At 32.6% G+C, this 20,073-nt stretch carries 15 protein-coding genes, 1 riboswitch and 1 other annotated feature (1 of these 17 only partly in view); of the genes, 2 read left to right on the top strand and 13 right to left on the bottom strand.

What is annotated here, in order from left to right:
- Positions 1–6 precede the first annotated feature (6 nt).
- Together DW006_RS08025 and DW006_RS12040 are read right to left on the bottom strand one after the other, a co-directional pair.
- Entirely contained in the window at positions 7–1,809 is a 1,803-nt protein-coding gene (locus DW006_RS08025) for a S8 family serine peptidase (RefSeq protein ID WP_117999799.1), read from the bottom strand.
- A gap of 79 nt (positions 1,810–1,888) precedes the next feature.
- Positions 1,889–2,059, bottom strand: a complete 171-nt coding sequence (locus DW006_RS12040) for a hypothetical protein (protein WP_158561093.1) — start codon at positions 2,057–2,059, stop codon at positions 1,889–1,891.
- A gap of 276 nt (positions 2,060–2,335) precedes the next feature.
- Between DW006_RS12040 and spoIIR the strand changes: the two genes are divergently transcribed.
- Complete coding sequence (gene spoIIR, locus DW006_RS08020; protein ID WP_117999798.1) at positions 2,336–2,956, top strand: stage II sporulation protein R; 621 nt, start codon at positions 2,336–2,338, stop codon at positions 2,954–2,956.
- Here the strand turns inward: spoIIR and ispE are convergent.
- From ispE to DW006_RS07980, 8 genes are all read right to left on the bottom strand, one after another.
- Positions 2,953–3,813, bottom strand: coding sequence for a 4-(cytidine 5'-diphospho)-2-C-methyl-D-erythritol kinase (gene ispE / locus DW006_RS08015; protein WP_117999797.1), 861 nt, complete (start codon positions 3,811–3,813; stop codon positions 2,953–2,955). The genes spoIIR and ispE overlap by 4 nt on opposite strands.
- 189 nt (positions 3,814–4,002) lie before the next feature.
- Positions 4,003–5,547: an SPOCS domain-containing protein gene (locus tag DW006_RS08010; protein WP_117999796.1), complete on the bottom strand. Its 1,545-nt coding sequence runs from the start codon at positions 5,545–5,547 to the stop codon at positions 4,003–4,005.
- A gap of 51 nt (positions 5,548–5,598) precedes the next feature.
- A complete protein-coding gene (locus tag DW006_RS08005) occupies positions 5,599–6,012 on the bottom strand; it encodes a protease complex subunit PrcB family protein (protein WP_117999795.1) in 414 nt (137 codons plus the stop codon).
- An 83-nt stretch (positions 6,013–6,095) separates the two neighbouring features.
- Positions 6,096–7,835: a phospho-sugar mutase gene (locus DW006_RS08000; protein ID WP_347475110.1), complete on the bottom strand. Its 1,740-nt coding sequence runs from the start codon at positions 7,833–7,835 to the stop codon at positions 6,096–6,098.
- A gap of 215 nt (positions 7,836–8,050) precedes the next feature.
- Positions 8,051–9,034: a CotS family spore coat protein gene (locus DW006_RS07995; RefSeq protein WP_117999793.1), complete on the bottom strand. Its 984-nt coding sequence runs from the start codon at positions 9,032–9,034 to the stop codon at positions 8,051–8,053.
- A 55-nt stretch (positions 9,035–9,089) separates the two neighbouring features.
- Positions 9,090–10,460 carry a CCA tRNA nucleotidyltransferase gene (locus tag DW006_RS07990; RefSeq protein WP_022164825.1) on the bottom strand — a complete coding sequence of 457 codons (1,371 nt, stop codon included), beginning with the start codon at positions 10,458–10,460 and terminating at the stop codon, positions 9,090–9,092.
- 24 nt (positions 10,461–10,484) lie between these two features.
- Complete coding sequence (locus tag DW006_RS07985; RefSeq protein WP_117999792.1) at positions 10,485–11,924, bottom strand: PLP-dependent aminotransferase family protein; 1,440 nt, start codon at positions 11,922–11,924, stop codon at positions 10,485–10,487.
- Positions 11,925–12,219: 295 nt separating this feature from the next.
- Entirely contained in the window at positions 12,220–13,611 is a 1,392-nt protein-coding gene (locus tag DW006_RS07980) for a hypothetical protein (protein ID WP_117999791.1), read from the bottom strand.
- 373 nt (positions 13,612–13,984) lie between these two features.
- Between DW006_RS07980 and DW006_RS07975 the strand changes: the two genes are divergently transcribed.
- Positions 13,985–14,821: a pyridoxamine kinase gene (locus DW006_RS07975; RefSeq protein ID WP_117999790.1), complete on the top strand. Its 837-nt coding sequence runs from the start codon at positions 13,985–13,987 to the stop codon at positions 14,819–14,821.
- A 124-nt stretch (positions 14,822–14,945) separates the two neighbouring features.
- Here the strand turns inward: DW006_RS07975 and metK are convergent, their stop codons facing one another.
- From metK to DW006_RS07960, 3 genes are all read right to left on the bottom strand, one after another.
- Positions 14,946–16,136, bottom strand: coding sequence for a methionine adenosyltransferase (metK, locus tag DW006_RS07970; protein WP_117999789.1), 1,191 nt, complete (start codon positions 16,134–16,136; stop codon positions 14,946–14,948).
- A 166-nt stretch (positions 16,137–16,302) separates the two neighbouring features.
- Positions 16,303–16,408, bottom strand: a riboswitch (SAM riboswitch).
- Between the two features lie 87 nt (positions 16,409–16,495).
- Positions 16,496–17,416 (bottom strand): hypothetical protein, encoded by a 921-nt coding sequence (locus DW006_RS07965; protein ID WP_117999788.1) that lies wholly within the window; start codon positions 17,414–17,416, stop codon positions 16,496–16,498.
- A 198-nt stretch (positions 17,417–17,614) separates the two neighbouring features.
- On the bottom strand, positions 17,615–19,603 hold the full coding sequence (locus DW006_RS07960; protein ID WP_117999787.1) for a 2-isopropylmalate synthase: 1,989 nt from the start codon (positions 19,601–19,603) through the stop codon (positions 17,615–17,617).
- A 256-nt stretch (positions 19,604–19,859) separates the two neighbouring features.
- Positions 19,860–20,073, bottom strand: a binding site (T-box leader); it runs 15 nt beyond the window's last position.

Raw genomic sequence — 20,073 nt, 5'->3', positions numbered from 1 at the left:
TTGCCTTTATGAACAAATTGTTATAATTTCATCAACCACTTCTTTCACAAATTCATCATCCATTATGCACCCTGACATAACACCGAACTCTTCGGACATTTTTCGTGCTATTTCCACTTGTTCTTCAAATGAAATTTTTGATTTCACACTAATTCCGTATTTATTTTTTTTATATAATTTATCTGGGAACGTTAAAGCTATAGTCTTACACCTAAATCCAGCTCTTAACACATCTATTGTGTCTCTTATTATTTCTTTATTCCCTAAGGGATTAACTGCTAATACACCTAAATCTGGCTTTGTTGCATCCAAAAAGCTCCCGTTAAACATAAAATCCCACATATAAAGTTCGCTAGGCAATATTCCAGCTTGTGTACCTTCTAAAACCATATCACAATCCGAATTTATCTCTGAATATGTTATAGCTTTTCTTAAAAACTTCATTTTATCATTATATGAAATATTTGCGTTCTCAATAGAATCATATCCATCAGGTAAAACCACATCAGCTCCTAGCAAATATGCTTGATGTTCCGTTGACAAGTGAAATACCTTTATTTTTCTCTTTTCAAAAATCTCCTTCATTCTCAATTGCATTGTGAATTTACCAATTTGTGATGTAGTTCCAAAAACTCCAATTACAGGTTTTGTGCTTTTAAAATCACAAGGAATTGCCCTTTCGATTCGTTTCAACTCTCTTTTATCTACTACTGGAGATGTTTCAAATTTTATTCCCTCTTTTTCATAAATCTTCTGCCATTCTTTTGGTATGGGTAAAAAACTATATACATTAGCTTTTCTATTTTTCAGATTTTCCCTTAATATATTTTCCATCAAAAAATACTCATCTACTCTAGATATTTCTTTTAAATAACCTATTATTAATGTATCATAATCAAACGTTATTTTATCTAATCTGTTTGTAATCCTTAGTCCTGTTTTTTCTATTTTCAACAAATCTCCCACATCTCTATTTATTGTTCCTTTTTTTGCTGAATCAACAATCCCTACAATATCGTATTGTAAATTATTTTTTTCTAAAATTAATCCATGCATTTCTTTACTAAAAGAAACCAGCACTACCTTGTTCATTCTTATTCTTTTTTTTCGAAATTGAAACTTTTCATCAATTATTTTAACTTCTGCTCCATTATATTTAGTTATGATATTACGTATTTCATTTCCTCCATTTATGAGTTCATTGCAGAATAATCCTGTTATTCTTGCACATGCAAAACTATTTCCACTAATTAGTTCTGTATTTTCTCCTTTGTGATAGTAATTAGTATAGGCTGGTGTGACTATTTCTTGAATTCCATTTTCATTGATTATTTCAATTTGGGTATTACTGTCTTTTTCCCTAACCTTATATACATCTCCTGACGCCCAAGGAATAGCTGGTTCATATCCATTTGACCTTGCACAAAATATCTTTACATTTCTTTTTTTTGCATTTTTGCATACATCATATAACTTTCTATGATTATATATATTAAAAGTTCCCATACTAATATTTATTACATTGCATCCATTTTCCATCGCTAATTCTATAGCCTTAGCAATATCTGTAGAATCTATAGATTGTTCTATTCTTCCCTTCTTATTTATTCCTGGACACAATGATATAATCTCATGCTTTTCTTTTGATTGAATACATTTTCTAATAACATCAAACACTACCGTTCCATGTCCATAGTAGTCTGTTGCCTTTTCTTCATATACTTTTCCCTGATATACCCTATACTGTTTAACATTCCAATTACCAAGTGCTTCTTTATTAATTCCTGAATCTATTATCCCTATTACCAATTCTTTCTCCTACTTAACCTACTTATATATTTCAAAAATAAAAGGTCCCAATAACGGGACCTTTATTAACCACTTAAGCCTACTTTTTAGTAAAAGGTACTGGTGCAAGTGGTGTCATATTCTGTGGCATGCCAGCTTCAACCTGAGCCATAACCTGTTCTTTTCCTAAAACAGTTCCATGCTTTTTTTTCTTAAAAAAACAATTAGCATTTGCCACTTCATTTGAATAACTTTTGTTAATCTTTTTCATGCTTAATCCCTCCTATCTTTGTAACGTTTTTCTATGTTATTATAGTACATTTTGTATAATATTTCAATAAATCTGTTATATTTTTGTCACTTTTTGTAAATCGACCATTTTTACTAACTTATTATCTTTTTTCCAACATATCTTTTTTAAGACTTGTCTAATCAAATATTGTTATAAACCACCATTATCCATTACTCCATATATTAAAACTATTATATGAATATATTTTTAAAAACAGGTTAGAATTTTCATATAATAATTGAAAGGATTAGGTAAATGAATTTATATATATTTTTTCACAAAAATAAACTACTGCTTCCTTACATACTTTTATTTCTAGGGTTTATGTCATTTATTCTTTTTTACAAAATGGAATATTCAGCTGCAAGTACAGCTCTTGCTAAAAACACAATCAGATTTCATGTTAGGGCAAACAGTGATACCGTTATTGACCAGACTCTCAAATTAAAAGTAAAAGATGCAGTTGTTGACTATATTTACAGGGAAACCAAGGAACTTAATTCTCTTAAAGAATACAGCTTGTTCATTACTACTCACAACGAAAAGATTTTGAACATTGCTCAAAAAACAATTGACGAGAACGGGTTTGATTATAACGTAACTTCTAAATTTGGCAAAGATGACTTTCCAAAGAAAACTTACGGGGACGTAGTTTACCCTAAAGGTGAGTACACTTCATACACCATATATATTGGCAAAGGAAAAGGACACAACTGGTGGTGCGTCCTTTATCCTCAATTATGTTTTGTAGATGCAAGTTCCGGCACTGTCCCGGATTCTTCAAAAGAGCGTTTGAAAGATTCTTTGGGCGAGCGGGAATACAAAACAATTATTAAATTTAAGTATTTAAAGTTTTTAAATAACTTTTTGGATTAAATAAACTTTGTTAGATACAGCTGCTCTGTTAGTTCTTTAGAATCCAGAGCTTTCATTGCAGCCTGTGCTTTTTTCCTGTCATCGAAAAGTCCGAAAACTGTTGGGCCGCTACCACTCATAATTGAATTTAACGCGCCATTTTCAAGCATAATGCTTTTTAGTTTTTCAATAACGGGATACTCTGACACAGTTACTTCTTCCATAACATTATATAAAAGATCTGAAAGTTTGTTCAAATCCTGTTCTTTTATTGCTAAAGTCATCTGTTCAATGTCAGGTCTTTTGGTTATTTCGTCAGGTCTGATATGCCCGTAAACATAGGCTGTTGAAACTGATATAGGCGGTTTTGCAATGATTACATGGCACTGTGGTGGTGTAGGTAGCGGTGTTAAAACTTCTCCTATCCCTCTTGCTATTGCAGTTCCACCAAGCACACAGTAAGGAACATCTGCTCCCAGCTTAACTCCACGTTCCATAAGCTGTTGTTTTGACAAACCTAAATTAAACATTTCGTTAATGCCAATTAAAGTTGTTGCGCAGTCAGAGCTACCGCCTGCCATTCCACCTGCAATTGGTATTCTTTTGTGAATTGTTATTTCAACTCCTGACTTAATTCCAAATTCATCAAAAAGCATTTTGGCTGCCATATATGCCAAATTATCCTTACCGTTGGAAAGCACTGCTGCATCAGCTTTTACAACAATTTCTTCTCCTGCTTTTTTTTCAATAATAACGTCATCATAAACATCTACCATTTGCATAATCATATCCAAATCATGGTAGCCATCAGGTCGTTTTCTAATAACATCAAGACCTAGATTTATTTTTCCATAGGCTTTTAGCTGTAACTTATCCATACATTTCTCCTATTTTCGTTAATCTCTATTTTTCATATTTGCTTTTTTAATTACTGTTTAAGTATACTTTTTTTATAATTTATTTACAAGTTCGTTCACATTTTAACTCTTGTCATCTATTGTTTTGTAAAATTAGGCTTTCTTTAAAGTATTATCTTTATATGTTTATTTTGTAAATGTTTTTAAGTTCTACTGACAATTTTTAACCAAAAGTAGTTTATCCCCTTCTCTTATTTTTTCATTTTCCAACTGATTAATTTTCATAATATTGTCAACGGTGGTGTAATTGGCCTTTGCAAGTTTCCACAGGGTATCGCCTTTTCTTACAATATATCCTTTAAGGATAGGGGCGTCATTAAACTTTGCCCAATCAACAGGCTTTTCTTCAATGTCCCAAACGAAATTGCATTTTTCTTCTTTAAAAACCATAGCCTGTAAAGCTATCACTGATTTTACTTCCACCTGGTTTGTGCTAATCATGTTAGAACTTACCTGCTCAACTTTCCAGTTAATATAGTATTTGTCGTCTTTGGAAATTCCCTCAGTATCAATTCTATGCTCAAAATCAGTTTCCTTTGTCTGACAGCAAATTGAATAAATATCATCTGAGGAAATATAAATTATTGTTGCCCGAATCTTACCTGTTACCCTAAGGTTGTTTTCCCCTACTGAAATATTATCAATTTGAAGTCTTGTATCGCTATTGCAAATTTGTAAAATATGTCCCTTACTTTGGTCTACATCAATTTTTATAATATTCTTTGTTCTGGACTCATTTTTTACTAACAGCTTTTCATATTTCTGTTCTTTTTCCATTGGGCACAAATCCACATCCGGTGCGTATATATCTTCCAAAACATCCATCTTGTTTTCTTCGTATATCTTTATAGATAATTTAAGTAATGCACTAATATCCAAATCTTTCATCTCGTTGTCCTGATTCATTGTGGCTTCAAGTTCTACATTATGAATATCCCCGCAAATATAAGATATTAAATCTTCTCTTGCCTCAGGTGCCTCTAATGTGCCGCTAAAATCTATAACAGTATCAAACCACTGGACGGGAATCGACTGTTCTTCCGGAGTGTACATAATAAAAACCTTCAGCTGACCTGATAAATGAATCATGCCCTCCAACATTTTGGTTGTAAGCTTTCTGATTTTTACATCGCTCCAAATTATTTTCTCTATTGCGGGACTACCTGATGGCAACGAAATCCTTTCATTAATTCTAAAGGTTTCATTTCTGTCTGCTAATATCATGAGATTTTCAATCGTTTTATATTTAGTCATTGTATTTTCTCTTGAGATAGCACATACCGCCTCAATATCTTCTATTTTTTCAATATTAACATTCGCCATAACCTGAATCTTATATATGTAATTTCGGTTGTCAATCATTTTAATTGAACCCGATAAAATAATTAAATCCACGCTTGCCTTAATATTTTCTTCTGTAGTGTTAATTTTAATATTTTCTTCAAAAGGAATCTCCCCTGTAACTCCTGACGGTGCATTGTCTTCTCCGTAAAACATTATTCCGTAGGAAATATTGCCATTAATTATAACCTGGTTTCCTCTAATGATACCACTGTCTAATGTAATCTTTTCCTGATGATTTAATATGCTTTCCATTGATTGCTCTGGTAAATTACACTCCTTTGTTACATAAAAAGTTGCCCTTTGACTTTCTACTATTTTATTCATATGAATATTACTTTTCTCTAATTCCATATTTCCCCCTTACCTTTAAATCTTCTATAATCTATGCATTGTTTCATTTTCTTATTCATTAAAAATTACGCTTTTATCGCTATACTCTGTTTTAACAACAATTACGGGATAAGTTACATTCTCCTCGTTGGTGTATTCTTTTGGGCCGTTAAACTGAGTTTTTATATATATGGCATTGTCACTTTCATACATTTCCTTAACTTTTATGGAATAACCCTCGTACTGTTGTCTACCGTACCCAATAATAATATATGTATATTCATTGTTGCTGTATGTAACCTGAAACTCCTTGTCTTTTCTTTTTTCAATTATCTCCTTCACTTCTTTTGGCATTTCATTTTCTGCCACAACAGTATAGTCCATGTCTTTTACTTTTGTTTTTTTGATTTTTTCATAGCCGCAGGCAGATGTAACAACAATAGCTAACGTTAGTACCAGCAGAATTTTTATTTTATTTTTTCTCATAAAAAAATCACCATAATATACCTTTATTAAAATATATTATAGTGATTTATTTTTATTCTTATTATGTTTTTGTTTTAATAATATTACTTGAGCATTTCATTTACCATGTTAATCATATATGAACCAAGGTCAGCTAATTTTGCCTTTGAATCATCAAAGTTTTCGCCCTTAACTCCATAGTAGAATTTAAGTTTTGGTTCTGTTCCTGATGGTCTGATACAAACCCACGCACATTCACTTAAATCAAGATATAAAACATTTGACTTTGGAAGACCTGTTGTTGTAACATCACCTGTTTCCATGTTTGTTACTGTATCAGCTAAGTAATCTCTTACTGAAAGAACCTTGTAATTATCAACTGTAGTTGGTACATTTTCTCTTAATTTTTCAAGAGTATTCTGAATCTTTTCAATTCCTTCTTTACCCTTTAATTCGATTGACTGAACGCCATCACTCCAGTAGCCGTATCTCTCATACATTTCTTTCATCTTATCCCAAAGAGACATTCCCTTTGTCTTGTAATAAGCTGCTGCTTCACATAAAGCCATTGAGGCAACGATAGCATCCTTGTCTCTTGCGTGTGTTCCAATTAGGCAACCATAACTTTCTTCAAAACCAAATACATATGTACCTGTGTGATTAACTTCGAAATCAAGCATCTTTTCACCAATGTATTTGAAACCTGTAAGAACTTCAAATAAATTAATGTTGTAATACTTAGCAATATCATTTGCAAGATTTGTACTAACAATACTCTTAATGAAAGCTCCATCACTTGGAAGCTGTCCTTTTTCCTTTAACTGGCTGATTTCATATTCAGCAAGTAAACAGCCTGACATGTTACCAGTAAGGATGTGATATGTTCCAGGCTTGCTACCTTTTACATAAACGCCAAGTCTGTCTGCATCAGGATCTGTAGCAAGAAGTAAATCTGCTCCTACTTCATTACCTAATTTAACCGCTAATTCAAATGCTTTTGCTGATTCAGGGTTTGGATAACCAACTGTTGGGAAATCACCGTCAGGTAATTCCTGTTCTTTTACTACATAAACATTTTCAAATCCAAGTTCCTTTAACACTCTTCTTACAGGAATGTTACCTGTACCATGAAGTGGTGTGTAAACAATCTTGATATCTTTCTGTACTTCCTTAATTGCATCAGGGTTCTTAACCTGAGTCTTAAGGATTTCAATATATTTATCATCAACTTCCTTGCCAATCTGGATGTATAATCCATCAGCAACTGCCTGATCTTTGTCCATAGTTTTTACTTTGTTGTAATCCTTTAATGCAGCAACTGCATCCATGATTCCAACATCGTGTGGGGGTGTAATCTGTGCACCATCTTCCCAATATACTTTGTAGCCATTGTATTCTGCCGGGTTATGACTTGCTGTTACATTAATACCTGCAATACACTTTAACTCTCTAACTGCAAAAGATAATTCAGGTGTAGGTCTTAATGAATCAAAAACATAAGCCTTAATTCCGTTTGCATTTAAACATAATGCTGCTTCATCAGCAAATTCAGGTGACATGTGTCTTGAATCGTATGCTATTGCAACACCTTTGTCTTCTCCATGCATTTTAATAATATAGTTAGCTAATCCCTGTGTTGCCTTTCTAACTGTGTAAATGTTCATTCTGTTAGTTCCGGCACCAATAACTCCACGAAGACCTGCTGTACCAAATTCAAGTTCCTTGTAAAAACGATCTTCAATTTCCTTATCATCGTTTTCTATTGCTTCTAATTCTTTCTTAGTGTTATCGTCAAAATAAGGGTTTGTAAGCCATTCATTATACAACTCTCTGTAGTCCATAATTACCTCCTATGTTTCAATCAGAAATGTCTGTAACTGTTTTCATCCTACAGGCATAAGGTTCAAACTAATTCAAACTTTGACCTTTTTATATATTTTTACAATCATTACACATAATATCACAAACCCTAAATAATTAAAACTATAAAATCATTTTTATGTTTCACTTTTGCTATTTATCTCATATTTTCTATAAATTTATGTTTCACTTTTGCTATTTATCCCATATTTTCTATAAATTTTCGTCTTAATTTTTCCATTTTTCTGAACTGTTTCAATTTATCTTCATTTTTTTCAGAATACCAGGCTTTGTTAGAATTATAGTAATAATTTATTATTTTCCAGAATTTTTCCGGATAACTAAGAAGACTTTTCAATACTGCCCTCTCCATATCTGATAATTTTCTTACTGAATCATATGCCTTAATAAGTTCATTTCCTAAAGCAATGTTCCAGTTATTTTTTTCAAGCACTTTTCTGATGAAGTCATACAAATCCTGAACTGACGGACTGTAGGAAATTTTCATCATGTTAATCATGATTATTTTATTTTCCTTAATTAGTACATTGTGATAATTGTAACTTCCATGATAAATTGTCTCGCTGGCAATACTTTCCTTATACAGCTGTTCATACCGGGAATTCTTAATTGCACCTAAAGCCTCCACGCTTTGTATGTAATATTCCTCTATAATGTTTTGAAGGTACATTTCAAAAGCATTTTTGTTTTTTCTCTTTTTTATGTAATTTTTTATACGCAATATTTCACTACTATGTTTATTCATAACTTCAAGCAAATTTCTTCCCTTATGAAATTTCTGCTCTTTAAAAATATCCGTTGTATTTTCTGTTGCGTTATGAAATTTTGCCAGATTTTCCACTGTAAGTAGCAGATGTTTTCTATTTGTGTTATTGCAGTCTTCTCCATCAAACCATTTTTTCAGAATATACGCATAGCCGTCCTCACTTATTGAAACATATACTCCTTCTTTGTTTGCTATAACACTATCCGTTACAAACCCTGCTTTTTCCAAATAATCATAAAAGGTACTCATTAGAACCATTTTTTCGTTGCTATTGTTGTATTCCATTAGGAGATATTTTCCTTCATCTGTTGTACAACCATAGTTTCCTTTTGTTCTGTAAGTACCTTTTATGTTTAAATCGTATTGTTCTAACACTGTTAATGCTTTTTCGTTCATACCTTCCCTCCATATTTTTAATACATTATCTAAAAATATGAAAAAAGAAGCCTGTTTAGAACATTGTTTTTGCTATTTCCATTAACGATTCTTTGTTATTCAATTGTGGTTTCTGTATTACACGTTTAAGCAGTTCATCAAGTATGTTTCCGATTATCTCACCTGTTGGACAGCCTGCTGCTATTAAGTCTCTTCCTGATACAGCCATGTCACCTTTGCAGGTGCATATATTATTTTCCACAATGTATTCGTACTGCTCTTTTGAGTAAATATATGCCCCCATGCCTTTTTCTCTGCCGTATTGACTTTTCCCCTGAATGTCAGCATACGCAAGTTGCAAATACATATCGTAAATATCTTTGCCAATTATATTTACACTTTTTCGAATCTGAACAGGTTCTTTTTTGTCCGCCACCGGTCTGTCATCGTGATGTTCCACCAGTCTTGTTACAAGCTTAATTGTTTTGTTATCCATTTTCAGTCGCCTTAAAATGGTCGAAACCATCTTAGCTCCCACATGAGCATGACCGTAAAAGTGCATTCTTGTTGGCTCCTTCTTGTCATAAGTTACTGAATCAGGTTTTCCCACATCGTGTAACAATGCAGCCCATCTCATTTCTTTTGTTGGTGGCACATTCTCCATTACCTTAATTGTATGTTCGCCTACATTATACATATGATAAGGGCTTACCTGCGGACATTCCATCATAGCGTCAAATTCAGGAAGCACCACCTTAGTTATGCCTGCCTCATAAGCTGTTATAAGTTTGTCAGGATGATTTGACATTATCAGTTTCTCTAATTCCACATGAATACGCTCTGCACTAATATTTTCAAGAGTGCCTGCCAGCTCTTTTATGGCTTCCATTGTACCCTCTTCAATATGAAATCCCAGCTGCGCCGAAAATCTTACTGCTCTAAGTATTCTAAGGGCGTCCTCCCCAAATCTTTCTCTTGGATTCCCTACGCATCTTATTTCTTTCTTTTCTATATCACCAATTCCGTCAAAAGCATCTACCAAACCAATTCCCGGATTGTATGCCATGGCATTAATGGTAAAATCTCTTCTTTTTAAATCCTCTATTAAATCTGCTGTAAACTCTACACTTTCAGGATGTCTGCTGTCATTGTACTCACCATCAATTCGGTAAGTAGTTACCTCGTAACCTACTCCCTTAATTAAAACTGTAACCGTTCCATGTTGAATTCCTGTATCAATTGTTCTGTAAAACAACTCCTTTACCTGATTAGGCAATGCTGAAGTTGTAATATCCCAATCCTGAGGTTTTCTGTCTAAAATAGTATCTCTTACACATCCACCAACAGCAAACGCCTCGTAGCCGTTTTTTTCCAAAATATCTATTATTAATTTTACAGACTTTGGAATGTCTATTTTAAATTCTTTGTTTCCGTTATATTTATTCACTATAATAATCTCACTCTTTCTTTTTTATTCCAACGCGTTGTTCATAATAGTCAGTGCTTTTTTCAGCTTGTCTTCAGGCACCGCAGAATAATTAATAATGAACTTATGGTCAAACTCTTTTAAATCATTATAACAGTAATCAGATACACATGAAATATTTATATTGTTTTCCCTTAGTATCTTTTTGAACCGGTTATCGTCGATTTCTTTTTTTATTCCTAAAATAAAATGAAGTCCTGCGTTTTCCTCTTCTATTGTAACCTTAGGATATAATGCTGACTGTTTAATGGCATTTATTATTTTGTTTCTGTAATCCCTGTAATAATTTCTCATTCGGTTAATATGTCTTTCGTAATAACCTCCTGCAATAAAATTTGCCAAGGTATACTGTTCAAAACTTGAAACAGTACCTGAATAAAAATTAAGTTTGGTATGGAATTTTTCCATTAAGCTGTCCGGCAAAACCATATAGGCAATTCTTATTGATGGTGCAAGAGTTTTCGAAAAAGTATTCATATATATTACTATCTCCTTGTCCATTCCAACCATTGTAGGAATTGGTCTGCCTGAAAATCTAAACTCACTGTCGTAATCATCTTCAATAATAAACCCATTGTTTTCTATTGCCCAATGGATTAAATGCTGTCTTCTTGATACAGGCATAACTCTACCTGTTGGAAAATGATGAGATGGAGAAATATGTACTGCATCAATCTTTTTTCCTAACAGCGCCTTTGTTTGAATTCCTGAATTATCTATTGGTAAATGTAAACATTCCACTCCATTACTTTCATAAACTTTTCCAATTTTTCTATAGCCCGGGTCCTCTACAGCAATAACACTATCTCTTCCAAGTAACTGAACAATAATGCTATATAAATATTCTGTTCCTGCACCAATTATTATGTTCTCTGCATCTACTTCCATACCGCGAAATTCCATTAAATGGTTTGCTATGGCTTCCCTAAGTTCCACTACGCCGTTTGGTAACGGGCTTGAAAGAAATGAATTCTCTCTGTCTAGTAAAGTCTGTCTCATTATCCTTGACCATATAGAAAAAGGAAAACTGTCGTACATTATGTGATTGGAATTGAAATCTACTAGCCACTGCTTTTTTGTATCCTGGATTTTCTTTTTGATTTGCCCACTTTTCAAGGATACTTTTGTTTCTACTATTTTTTCCTTGTTTCCGTTAATTCCACCATTGTTTAAATATTGTCCACTTATTTCACTGGCAAAATATCCACGCTTTTCTTTCGAAAAAATATATCCCTCTACAAGCAACTGTGCATAAGCATTTTCTACAGTGATAACGCTTATATTATGATTTTTCGCCATGGTCCTTTTTGATGGCAGTTTCTCCCCCGCTTTGATTTTGCCTGACAAAATGTCATTTTTTATGCAATTATATAAATACTCATACAGAGACATTTTTCCTCTTTTTTCAAAATCATATGTTAGCATATAGTTTTTACCTCTGTTACTTTTTAATTATTTATTTCATCTATAAATTCTTAATAACATATTTTAGCTACTAATATATTACCTTATATCATCTACTGGTATTATTGTTTTTTTGTGTTATTATATTATCAGTAATGCCATATGGATTATACTTTATATTTTTTCAAATGTAAAATAAGTGAAACCTCACAGTATATAGAGGTATTTATCTTTAACAGATAAAAATCCCCAAATCAACCGGAGGTTTCACTATATTCCATTATATTTATATTAAACTATATTAATTCCGTCTCCTTTAGTTCTCTATTCCATTAAAATCTTTTAAGCAAATGAATTCGTCATCTTTAACTTTATCGGGAAGCTGTACATTTATTGCATCTCCTTTATTTACATACACCGTATAACTTCCATCTAAATCTCTTTCCACAATATTGTTATTTTTATCAGTTACCCTTACAGGAACATCTGTTGAAAATATAATAATTCCATCTATGTCAGATATAATTTGTATTGTCTTACCATAATAATGTTTACAATATTCAAATGTACAAAAAGTATTATATTTATACCCCACACCATGCGAAGACGGAACAGAATGATAATAATTACTTAATACAATTTTATCCTGATTATACCATTCTGAATAGTAAGAATGTCCTCTCCATATTTTTGATTTTTTATCTTTAAAACCTTTTGGTAATTTAACAGCTCTAATTATGCTATAAGAAGATTCTTTCATTACACTAAGAGAATTTTTCATAGCATACTTTATTCCTTTTGGAATAGTTACAACCAGCTGACATCCATCATATCCAACTAAAATATTGTTATTAAAAATATAAAAATCTCCCTGTTTTTTTATTTGCTTTTTAAAAATCTTAAAAATTCTATCTTCCAATACTTCATACAAAGCTTCCATGCCCTCGCATGATATATTTTTATTTTTTATTACATATTTTGCCCTATAAGCAACATCATTAATTGCCTCTCGCATATAATCTTTAAAATTGCTGTCACTTGTATAATAACTTTTTACAGTTGATGGAATAATAACTTTTTTTAGTTTCTTACAACAAGTCAATATATAATAATCCGGATCATCACTACAACTTTCTTCATTATAAGATTCATACGAAAATCCAACAACATTAACTATTTTACACCCTTTTCGAATTTTCAATATTTTGCATTCGCTTGGCATTGCCACAAATTTTTTCCCGTTTTTTGTATAAATGCTTCCTTTGTAACTTCTGTATTTTTTGTCCTTTTTGCTTACAATGAACTTATGTGTTAAATAAAACTTATACATTGGTTTATCTGACAACTGTGTTGTAAATTTAACTGTTTTTACAGTTATCGGAAAGTTCTCATAATTATCATTATCATATACTTCCCCCAAAAAATCATCTACAAATATCAATTTTCCCGGAACTTCCAAAGTTTTTACATTTATACAACCCTTAAAAGGTTTTGTAGGTAAAATTTTTATATTGTCTTTCACTATAATCTTTTTAATCTTTTTCGCATTTTTTATATGTGTACCATTCCTTAACTGACCTGTTACTACTAACGTTTTTCCTTTTGTGTAATAATTCTGTGTTTTTGCCTGAACACTTCCATTAGTTAAAAGAATCCCTCCACAAAGAATAACCAGCATTAAGCATACTCTTAAAATTTTCTTTTTCATTTTGCTCCTCCTATTTATCCATCTTGAAATGTTGTTATATATGTATAACGAGATTCTTTAGTATTTTATTGCATTAACTTTTTATTAGTTGAATACAAGTTGAATGCAAAACTAACAAAAACGGATTCTCTCTGTCAAGTAGCGTTTGTCTCATTATCCTTTACCAAATTGAAAAAGGAAAACTGTCGTACATTATGTGGTTAGAATTAAAACCTACCAATCACTGTTTTTTGTGTTATTATATTAGCAGTAATACCATATGGATTATACTTTCCAATATAAAATCCGGGTATTTTTATTTTATGAAAGCATTGTAATTAGTAACGACTTTACTTTGAGAAACTAATTTACAAATAATAATTAGGAGTTTTATATGAAAAGAGTTTTAAGCATTCAGGATATATCCTGTTTAGGAAAATGCTCACTAACTGTGGCTCTTCCTATTATTTCTGCCATGGGAATTGAGACAAGCATTGTTCCCACAGCAGTTTTATCTACTCATACCAAATTTAACAATTTTACCTTTAGAGATTTGACCGATGATATGGAAGGAATAAAAAATCACTGGTTAAAAGAAGGTTTTAATTTTGATGCCATATATACCGGATATCTTGGAAGTGAAGAACAGGTAAATATAGTTTCTGACTTTTTTTCTGCTTTTGGGAATAATGATAATTATATTATTGTTGATCCGGCAATGGCAGACAACGGAAAAATGTACACTGGTTTTACAACTGACTTTGCAATTACAATGTCACAGCTTTGTTCAAAGGCAGATATTATTTTACCTAATATTTCAGAGGCATGCTTTATGCTCAACAGAAAATATGTTGGAGAAAATGCTTCTTTGGTAACTATTAAGGAACTGCTTTTGGAGTTAATTAAACTTGGTTCCAAATATGCTGTAATTACAGGTGTCACACTTCCAAACGGCGAACTTGGTTTCATTGGATACGACAGCAGTAATAAAGACTTTTTTATGTACGGAACTAAGGAGGTTCCTATTAAATCTCATGGAACAGGGGACGTTTTTGCAAGCACTTTTACCGGTGCCTTAATGAATGACTATAGTGTTTTTGACGCTTTAAAAATTGCAGCTGATTTCACTTACCTGTGTATAGAAGACACTTATAAGGATCCTAATGCAGTTGATTACGCAGTAAATTTCGAAACACAGATTCCTAATTTATTGAAATTACTAAACAGATAAAATTATGTTCTATATTTTCCATGCAAATCAATATTTTCCAGTAAAAATTTAGGGAAAAATGAAACCTACATAAGTTCCATTTTCCCTTTTGTTACTACATATTTTACAACAGATTATTTTCTAATTATTTTGCATATTTTGCTAAAACATCAACCTTGTCTGTTTTCTCCCATGGTACATCAATATCATTTCTTCCAAAATGACCATAAGCTGCTGTCTGCTTGTAAATAGGTCTTCTAAGGTCTAACATCTTGATAATGCCTGCTGGTCTTAAGTCAAAGTTCTCACGAATAATTTCTACAAACTTCTCGTTACTTAACTTTCCTGTTCCAAATGTGTCTACCATAATTGATGTTGGATGTGCCACACCAATTGCATAAGATAACTGGATTTCACATTTATCTGCAAGTCCTGCTGCTACAATATTTTTTGCAACATATCTTGCTGCATACGCTGCAGAACGGTCAACCTTTGTACAATCCTTTCCTGAGAAAGCACCACCACCATGTCTTGCATATCCACCGTAAGTATCAACAATAATCTTTCTTCCTGTTAAACCACTGTCTCCATTTGGTCCACCAATTACGAAACGTCCTGTTGGGTTAATGAAGAACTTTGTATTTTCATCTACCATATCTTTTGGTAATACAGGATCAAATACATATTTCTTAATATCCTTATGAATCTGTTCCTGTGAAACTTCAGCATCATGCTGAGTTGATAATACAACTGCATCAAGTCTTACAGGTTTTCCATCTTCATCATATTCTACTGTAACCTGTGTTTTTCCATCAGGTCTTAAATAATCTAAAGTACCATTCTTTCTTACTTCTGTTAACTTAAGTGCCAACTTATGTGCTAAAGCTATAGGGTATGGCATAAATTCTTCTGTTTCGTTTGTTGCATAACCAAACATCATACCCTGATCTCCGGCACCAATTGCATCTAACTCTTCGTCAGACATTTTATTTTCTTTTGCTTCTAACGCTTTGTCTACACCCATTGCAATATCTGTTGACTGTTCATCTAAAGCTGTTATAACTCCACATGTGTCACAATCAAATCCATATTTTGCTCTGTCATATCCGATTTCTCTAATTGTCTCTCTTACAATTTTCTGGATATCTACATATCCCTTTGTTGTAATTTCACCCATTACCAAAACAAGTCCTGTTGTGATGCTTGTTTCACAGGCAACACGGCTCATGGGATCCTGTTTCATTAATTCATCTAAAATGGCATCTGAAATCTGGTCACAGATTTTATCAGGATGACCTTCTGTTACTGACTCTGATGTAAATAATCTTTTTTCCATTTACGTCTCCTTTACTTTCTACTGTGCATTTCTGCTTTAACTATAGTATCCTACAAATATTTATTTTCTTCTTTTGAGAATTTATTATTATAGTATACCTTTTTATATTTTATTAAAAAGAAAAGTCCACTGACAATCAGTGGACTTGAAATCAAGGTATCAAATCCTCTTATTGATCAAACTTCTGTCTGCTCAGGTTGGCACCTTCCTGACTAATGTCGGGGTTGCCGTAGCTTCTTAGGTCCTTGTACCTCCACTACTCTGAATAAGAGAAAATATTTATTTGCAATGGCTATACTACTATTATAGTTGCCATATGTCAAGTAGTAAATTTTGACATCATAGTATTTATGTGCTCACTATCCCAATTTAGCCATTATTTTTTCAACATTATAATCAGGTGCAAACTCCTTTGCTATATCATAAATTTTTTGAATCTTAGAAACATCTTCTTCCAACTCATCAGCAATCTGTTCTATAGATTTATTTTTAATCATTTTTTTACAAATATTAGAAACAATAAGCTGCAATTCGCCTTTCACAATACCATCCTCATACGCACGCTGTTTAAAATATTCCATTGCCTCTTCTTCATCATATTCCGTTAAAAGTGTATGCATAGCTTCAGCCTTCCTTTCCAGCAGAAAATCTTTTAAAACATTACAATTAATACACTCTTCAATAGCTTTTTCGATAGCAACATTTTTATCATCATATTTCTGCCTGTACTCTTTTATTGTTTCTATTAATATAGCATATTCCTTTAAAGGTTTACAAGCAGATAGAAGTTTTTCGTTATAACCCGGATTGATGTTTAAGACAGTGGCAGTCCATTGGAATATCCCATCTTTAGGCGGTGCGACAAATGCGTCAGAAAGTTTCAAGATTTGTTTGTCAGGGACTTTCCTGGAACCATTATATAACACATAATATTGCGGCGTTGGAATTTTTATGAACTTATCATCATAAAGTCTAAAGTGATATTTTGATACATATTTGTTGAACAAATCACTGAAATACATAAATCCACGTAGTGGCATGTTAGGATTCCATGTGCTCTGCTGTTCAAACAAAGCCATGTTGTTGGCAATGATACAGGACACATCATTTTTCATACTCATATACACTGCGTTTTCCATTGTGGTAATTTCTAAATCGTCTAAGTTTGTATAATTTGTTTCATTTAATGCATTATACAAATCCAATAAATTGCCCTTATACTTTTCATACCCAAAAATCATGCAGAATATTCTATCCTTGTGTTGTCTGTTAAAATTCATACTTTCTTTTCCTCCTTAGCAGTTAATTATCCCTTATAGTTTATATTAATTCACATAAACTGTAAGGTTGCTTTTATATTATACATACTATTTGTGTACTTTTCAAGTTTAAAATAAATATAAAATGGTTATTTTTTGCAATAAAAAAAGGTGTCACCCTAAAGGTTCCACCTTTTTTATTGCAATACACATCCTATATTAATTTTTACTATTTCTAAACTGTACCGGTGTCATTCCGTATTTCTTTTTGAATAAGCGGTTAAAATGTTCTACATTTTGGTAGCCGACATTTTCAGCAATTGCTTCAACTGTCATATTACCGCCTTTCAATAAAGTTCTGGCTTTTTTCATTCTTACCGCCTTAACCAATTCTCCAAATGTTTTTCCTGATTTATCTTTTATGTACTTTGATAAATATGGTTTTGATAAATGGAACTGGTCTGCTAATTCATCAAGTGTTACTGTTAAATAATTTGTATTAATATAATTAATGATTTCTGTTAATCTTTCATCTTGAAGTGCTGTATCACCTGTTGCCTTTACTAAATGGTTAACTGCTACAGTTAATGCATGAATCGATGACTTAATAATATCTTCATCAATTCCAACACCCCAATACATTGTTCCATGATAATTAATTCCTACATATGAAACAGCCTTTGATGATGAACCTCTTGCTAATGAATGTTCTTCATATACAGCAAGTTCATAGCTAATATTGAAGTATTGTTTAAAAGCATTACTTACAGCGTCTAAACGTCCATTACCTGTGCTTTTTACGATACGAACTGTATCATTCTGTGCAATAGTAACTTCTGCAACGATTCCGTTTGTCTGTTTAAAATGTGCTTCTGGAACTGTAAATACACTGCTTTCATTAATATATTTATCTTCAAATATTTGGTATACCCATTCAGGTGATAATTCCTTATGTTCTTCATCTGATACATGTTTTACACTATATCCGATTTCTTCTCTCATTTTTTCAGGTATGGATAATCCGAAGTTCTGTTTTAAAATATAGCTTACGCCACCCTTACCTGACTGGCTATTAATTCTAATAACATCAGAATCATATGTTCTTCCCACATCAACAGGATCAATTGGAAGATATGGTACATTCCACTTTCCTTCAGGATCCTTTGCCTTACAAGCCATTCCTTTTGAAATAGCATCCTGATGTGAACCTGAGAAAGCTGTAAATACTAAATCACCTGCATAAGGCTGACGTGGACTAACATTCATTCTTGTTACTCGTTCATATAATTTTACGATTTCAGGCATGTTACCAAATTCGAGCTTTGGATCTACACCATGTGATAACATATTCATTGCTAATGTAATAATGTCAACATTACCTGTTCTTTCACCGTTTCCAAATAATGTACCTTCAATACGGTCAGCTCCTGCTAATATTGAAAGCTCTGCTGTAGCTACGCCACATCCTCTGTCGTTATGTGGATGAACTGAAATTGTAACTGCATTTCTGTATTTTAAATTCTTGTGTATATATTCAATCTGTGTTGCAAAAACATGTGGCATTGCATTTTCAACTGTTGCCGGAAGGTTGATGATAACTTTGTTGTCTTCCTTTGGTTCCCATACATCAAGAACTGCATTACATACATCTAATGCATAATCTATTTCTGTGCCTGAGAAACTTTCAGGACTATATTCAAATGAAAAGTTTCCATCTACTTCGTCTGCTAATTGTTTTAAAAGCACAGCTCCGTCAACAGCAATCTTTTTGATTTCTTCTTTACTCTTCTTAAATACCTGCTCACGCTGTGCAACAGATGTTGAATTGTAGAGATGAATTACTGCATGTTTTGCTCCCTTTACAGCTTCAAATGTTTTCTTAATAATATGTTCTCTTGCCTGTGTTAAAACCTGAACAGTTACATCATCAGGAATCATATCTCTTTCAATAAGAGCTCTCATAAAATTGTATTCTGTTTCTGATGCTGCAGGAAAACCTACTTCTATTTCTTTGAATCCAATGTCTACAAGTAACTGGAAAAACTCTAATTTTTCATCTAAGCTCATTGGCTCAATTAAAGCCTGGTTTCCATCTCTTAAATCTACGCTACACCAAATTGGAGCCTTATCAATGTACTCTTTTTTTACCCAGTCATATGTGACTTCCGGTGGCATAAAATACTGTCTTGTATACTTTTTGCAATTCATAGTAAAACCTCTTCTTTCTTTATATCTAAAAACCAATATATATCCTATACTTTATGGTACTTTTTTTCAAGTAAAACCTATTTAAATAAACGGAATAAGATAGAATGTCGCTTGCGACATTCTATGCACTGAGCGCGGTTGCTCCAGCAACTATTTTCCTTTCGCGGAAATGTGCATCCCTAGCGGAACGTTTTTTATGTATTAGAACTTCCTAAACAATTTCCTAATGCATAAAAACGTCCCTGTGCTTTTTCAGCACAGAGACGTAAGCTTTACATACGCGGTACCACTCTGTTTCATGTGTTACATGCTCTCAAGATGATAATGCATCCGATTCCTATAACGGAGAAAACCGTCCCAACCTACTTGACGTTTTCAGCGGGAAACTCTAAGGCGAGTTCGTTGTTTCGTGCCTGGCATTTTGCACCAACCAATGCTTCTCTAAAGGTCACTCTACAATTACTACTCCT

The sequence above is a fragment of the Eubacterium sp. AF36-5BH genome, assembly GCF_003460505.1.
Taxonomy (GTDB): domain Bacteria; phylum Bacillota; class Clostridia; order Lachnospirales; family Lachnospiraceae; genus Eubacterium_G.
Note: the sequence above shows the minus strand (reverse complement) of the source record. Positions and strands in the feature narration are given on the sequence as shown.

Bases quoted from the DNA above. Each gene is read 5' to 3' on its own strand.
- DW006_RS08010 (WP_117999796.1), bottom strand. From the start codon at position 5,547: ATGGAATTAGAGAAAAGTAATATTCATATGAATAAAATAGTAGAAAGT.
- DW006_RS08005 (WP_117999795.1), bottom strand. From the start codon at position 6,012: ATGAGAAAAAATAAAATAAAAATTCTGCTGGTACTAACGTTAGCTATT.
- DW006_RS07985 (WP_117999792.1), bottom strand. From the start codon at position 11,924: ATGCTAACATATGATTTTGAAAAAAGAGGAAAAATGTCTCTGTATGAG.
- DW006_RS07995 (WP_117999793.1), bottom strand. From the start codon at position 9,034: ATGAACGAAAAAGCATTAACAGTGTTAGAACAATACGATTTAAACATA.
- DW006_RS07965 (WP_117999788.1), bottom strand. From the start codon at position 17,416: ATGAATTTTAACAGACAACACAAGGATAGAATATTCTGCATGATTTTT.
- DW006_RS07975 (WP_117999790.1), top strand. From the start codon at position 13,985: ATGAAAAGAGTTTTAAGCATTCAGGATATATCCTGTTTAGGAAAATGC.
- DW006_RS07980 (WP_117999791.1), bottom strand. From the start codon at position 13,611: ATGAAAAAGAAAATTTTAAGAGTATGCTTAATGCTGGTTATTCTTTGT.
- spoIIR (WP_117999798.1), top strand. From the start codon at position 2,336: ATGAATTTATATATATTTTTTCACAAAAATAAACTACTGCTTCCTTAC.
- metK (WP_117999789.1), bottom strand. From the start codon at position 16,136: ATGGAAAAAAGATTATTTACATCAGAGTCAGTAACAGAAGGTCATCCT.
- ispE (WP_117999797.1), bottom strand. From the start codon at position 3,813: ATGGATAAGTTACAGCTAAAAGCCTATGGAAAAATAAATCTAGGTCTT.
- DW006_RS07960 (WP_117999787.1), bottom strand. From the start codon at position 19,603: ATGAATTGCAAAAAGTATACAAGACAGTATTTTATGCCACCGGAAGTC.
- DW006_RS12040 (WP_158561093.1), bottom strand. From the start codon at position 2,059: ATGAAAAAGATTAACAAAAGTTATTCAAATGAAGTGGCAAATGCTAAT.